Source organism: Massilia sp. CT11-108 (genome assembly GCF_047302915.1).
GTDB lineage: Bacteria > Pseudomonadota > Gammaproteobacteria > Burkholderiales > Burkholderiaceae_D > Telluria > Telluria orientalis.
Genome location: NZ_JBKYMO010000462.1, coordinates 1 through 4,349, shown reverse-complemented (window position 1 = coordinate 4,349; position 4,349 = coordinate 1). Strand labels below are relative to the sequence as shown.

4 protein-coding genes and 2 pseudogenes are annotated in these 4,349 nt (G+C 66.5%); 2 read left to right on the top strand and 4 right to left on the bottom strand.

The annotated features are described in order from the left end of the window. Window positions 1-474 (bottom strand): annotated as a pseudogene (locus ACEN88_RS25365) (hypothetical protein); the annotation flags it as partial. Between the two features lie 23 nt (window positions 475-497). Beyond that, window positions 498-1,343, bottom strand: coding sequence for an AAA family ATPase (locus tag ACEN88_RS25360; RefSeq protein ID WP_413344122.1), 846 nt, complete (start codon window positions 1,341-1,343; stop codon window positions 498-500). Between the two features lie 153 nt (window positions 1,344-1,496). Here ACEN88_RS25360 and ACEN88_RS25355 point away from each other — a divergent pair. After that, window positions 1,497-2,403, top strand: a pseudogene (locus ACEN88_RS25355) (histone deacetylase family protein). A 119-nt stretch (window positions 2,404-2,522) separates the two neighbouring features. Continuing rightward, entirely contained in the window at window positions 2,523-3,470 is a 948-nt protein-coding gene (ylqF, locus tag ACEN88_RS25350; RefSeq protein WP_413344120.1) for a ribosome biogenesis GTPase YlqF, read from the top strand. A gap of 100 nt (window positions 3,471-3,570) precedes the next feature. On the opposite strand, the gene ACEN88_RS25345 is transcribed toward ylqF, so the two are convergent. Then, window positions 3,571-3,843, bottom strand: a complete 273-nt coding sequence (locus ACEN88_RS25345; protein ID WP_413344118.1) for a hypothetical protein — start codon at window positions 3,841-3,843, stop codon at window positions 3,571-3,573. A 122-nt stretch (window positions 3,844-3,965) separates the two neighbouring features. Continuing rightward, window positions 3,966-4,349 (bottom strand): dioxygenase (locus tag ACEN88_RS25340; protein ID WP_413344116.1); only part of this gene is annotated, 384 nt, incomplete at its 5' end.

The window sequence follows — 4,349 nt, the reverse complement described above, 5'->3', positions numbered from 1 at the left end:
CATCCACCCGCGCGTGCGCGTGGCCGTGCGCAGCACGAGCGCCGTGCTGCCGCCGGCCGGCACGTCGATGGCCTGCCGCGGTTCGGGCACGTGCTCGAAATCGATCCAGACGGCGTAGCGGGCCAGGCGCGTCGGGTTCTCGACGCGCAGTTCGAACGGCGCGTCCTCGCCCGCATGCACGTCCGGTGCGCGGCCGGGGCTGAGCACGAGGCCGGCCAGGTTGCGCGTCGTCTGCACCATGTCGACGATGGCGCAGGCGCCGGCGACGAACGTGAGGCCGAATCCGAGGCCCAGGTTGTAGTTGATCGAACCGATCAGGAGGACGAGCAGCAGCGCGCAAAACGCGAGGCCCGCGCGCGTGGGCAGGATGTAGACGCGCCGCTGGTTCAGCAGCACGCTGCCCGTGTCGCGGGCCGTCGTCTTCGTGCGCCACTGGGCGCGCTTGCGGTTCAGCCAGCCATCGGGTCGTGCCATCGCTGGATCGGCTGTCGGGGGCATCAGACCGGGACCGATTTCTGCAACTGCAGAACGAGGTCGCGGCTGGCCATCGCCACGCCCTGCGCGGAACGCAGCGGCCGCAACCGGTGCGCGCATACGGGCACGAGCAGGGCCTGCACGTCTTCCGGGATCACGTGGTCGCGGCCTTCCAGCGCGGCCTGCAGCAGCGCGAGCGCCTGCAGGTAGTCGATGAGCTTGTCGGAGGCGTGGATCGCGCGCAGCGAGCGCTGGGCGTCGAGCAGATCTTCCGGCCGCATCACGGGCTCGATGGTTTTCAGCATCGCGCGCCGGTCCTCGCCCATCAGCAGGGCGCGCTCGGCGGCGGCGTCCGGATAACCGAGCGACAGGCACATCAGGAAGCGGTCGAGCTGGGATTCCGGCAGGGGGAACGTGCCGACCTGGTGCGCGGGATTCTGCGTCGCGATGACGAAGAAGGGTTCCGGCAGCGCGCGGGTGACGCCGTCCGCCGTGACCTGCCGCTCTTCCATCGCTTCCAGCAGGCCCGACTGCGTCTTGGGCGTGGCGCGGTTGATCTCGTCCGCGAGCAGCACCTGGGTGAAGATCGGACCGGGGTGGAAGACGAAGCCGTTCTTTTCGCGCTCGTAGACGGAGATGCCGGCGACGTCGGCCGGCAGCAGGTCGCTCGTGAACTGGACGCGGTTGAACTTCAGGCCCAGCGCCAGCGCGAGCGCATGGGCGAGGGTCGTCTTGCCAACGCCGGGCACGTCGTCGATGAGCAGGTGGCCGCCGGCCAGCAGGCAGGTCAACGCGAGGCGGACCTGCTGGTCCTTGCCGACCACGATCTGGTTGACCTGGCGGGCGGCGGCGTGCAATTGATTGAACATGGATGGCTTCCGATGGTCGTTCCGGGCGGCGGGGCACCCGGGCGTGGTAGATTAACGCTGTTAGCAATCCTGATATGCCTGCGGTTGCCTTTCGCATCGATTCTATGCGAGAACGGAGGGACTTGCGGTATCGATGAGCATCAACCAGGAATCATGAGTACAGCCATTTACAGCCACCCGGACTGCACCTTGCACCAGATGGGCAGCTGGCATCCCGAAGCCCCCGAGCGCCTGCGTGCCATCGAGGACCAGCTGATCCTCGCGCGCCTGGAGGGGCTCGTCGAGCAGGTGAGCGCCCCGCTGGCCGACGAAGCCGACATCCTGCGCAACCACACGCAGGGTGCGCTCGACCTCGTGCGCGACAACCTGCCGCAGGCAGCAGGCGAGTTCTATCCGCTCGACGGCGACACCCTGCTGTGCAAGGACAGCTACCGCGCCGGCCGCGACGGATGCCGTCATCGCCGGCACCGTCGACAATGCCTTCTGCGCCGTCCGCCCGCCGGGCCATCACGCGCGGCCGACGGAGCCCATGGGCTTCTGCCTCTTCAACAACGTGGCCATCGCCGCGCGCCGCGCGCTCGACGTGCATGGGCTGGAGCGCGTCGCCATCGTCGACTTCGACGTCCACCACGGCAACGGCACGGCGGAGTCGTTCAAGGACGACCCGCGCGTATTGATGGCCAGCTTCTTCCAGCATCCGTTCTATCCGTACACGGAGCCGGAACCGATCACGCCGACCTGCGTCAACGTCCCGGTCCCCGCGTACTCGGGCGGCGACGTCGTGCGCAAGCTCGTCGCCGAACAATGGCTGCCCGCGCTGCACGCGTTCCGCCCGCAGATGATCTTCATCTCGGCCGGCTTCGACGCCCACAAGGAAGACGACATGGGCGGCATGGCCCTCGTCGAGGCGGATTACGCGTGGATCACGCACCAGGTCGCCGACATCGCCCACCGGTACGCGGGCGGGCGCATCGTCAGCTGCCTCGAGGGCGGCTACGCGCTGTCGGCGCTGGGACGCAGTGTCGTGGCCCACGTCAAGGCCCTCGCGGAACTCGACTGAAGCGCCGTCGACAGGAGGGCAGTCGACCCGGACGGCCCTGCGGCACCGTCCTGGCTGTCGTCGATTTGCGTGGACTAGGGTAAAATAGTCGGTTGCACGCAAATTTTTGAAGGTAGAGCATGTCGATTCAATGGTTCCCGGGCCACATGGCCGCCGCCCGCAAGCAGGCCGCGGAGCAGATGGAAAACACCGATGTGGTCATCGAGGTCCTGGATGCCCGCCTGCCGCAGGCGAGCAGCAACCCGATGGTCGAAGAGTTGCGCAAGTTCCGCCAGCGTCCCTGCCTGAAGGTGCTGAACAAGACCGACCTCGCCGACCCCGCCGCCACCGCGGCCTGGGCCGCGTGGTATGACGCCCAGGAGGGCGTGACCGCGTACCCGATGACGACCAAGAAGCCGTCGGACGTGGCGCGGATCCCCGACCTGTGCAAGGCGCTGGCCCCGCACCGCGGCGTGCCGACGAAGCCGCTGCGCATCATGATCATGGGCATCCCGAACGTGGGCAAGTCCACCTTGATGAACGCGCTGCTGAAAAAGCGCGTGGCCAAGGTCGGCGACGAACCGGCCGTCACGAAGTCCCAGCAAAAGCTCTACCTGGACAAGTTCACGGTGCTGGTCGACACCCCGGGCATGCTGTGGCCGAAGATCGCGATGGAAAGCGACGGCCTGATGCTGGCCGCCAGCCACGCGATCGGCACGAACGCCGTCATCGAGGAAGAAGTGGCGGAATACCTGGGCGGCCTGCTGCTGCAGCGCTATCCGCAACTGTTGACGGCGCGCTACGGCATCAAGACGGACGGGCTGGACGGCTTCGGCGTGATCGAAGGCGTCGCCCAGCGCCGCGCGTTCCGCGTGCGCGGCGGCGACTACGACTACGAAAAGGCGGCCCACGTGCTGCTGCAGGATTACCGCCAGGGCGCGCTGGGCCGCATCAGCCTGGAAACCCCGCAGACCCGCGCCGAGGCGCTGGAGCGTCACCGCATCGAGATGGAAGAAAAGGCGCGCATCGCGGCCGAGAAGGCGGCGCGCAAGGCGGAAGAGGCGGCGCGCGGGAAGCGCGGGTCTTAGTGAGTGTAGACAAAATCGTCTACACCTTGTTAGGGCGCCTGACAAAAAGATGAGTGGGGCGGCTTTCGACCTGGGACAATCGCTGGTGACGAGGGGCAAGCTATTCACTGCGCGGCGCTGGCTCGGACGACAAGTAGCGCATAAACTCAGTGAGTGAAAGCCGGGCCTCGTTGGCTCCAGGATCGAAATTCAGCTCGTCTTCGATCAGGACGGTATCGCTGACGAAATCAAGGGTAATATCAAAGCGGTTGAAATTGAAATAAGTTTGCTCCCGCGCGGGATTTGATTCGCGCTCACGTACCGCTTCCAGAATAAGCCCGCGAACATAAGGTGTCGCCTCCTCCTTGGCGAACTGCTCAAGTAATGAAGCCATCAGGTCACCTTTCGTCTGCCAGGTCGTGAGGGAGGAACGAAATACGTTAATGAAGATCGACTTGCGTTCTTAAAATCGAGTGCTGGCAACCGGTGCCGGTTCGACGCCGGCTCCGGGCACCATCATGCGGCGTTCGCCCCGCCAAACCTGAAACTCGACACCGTCAACGCCCCAAAGAAACTCTCCTCGTGATACACGCACGCGGCCGCCTCCTGCTCGGCCGCGCCCAGCGCCACCCATAGCGGCACGAGGTGATCCTCGCGCGGATGCGCCATGCGCGCATACGGCGCCTCGCTCCAGTGCAGCAGCGCCTGCTCGCGGTCCGCGGGCGATAATTCCAGCAGCACGTGCTGCAGCCACGTATCGAACGCGTTCGACGCCAGCGCGCCGCCCGGGCCGAACTGGCGCAGGTTGTGGAACGACAGGCCGCTGCCGAGGATCAGCACGCCCTCGTCGCGCAGCGGGGCCAGCGCGCGTCGCGCAACTGCTGAACGATGCCGGCCAGC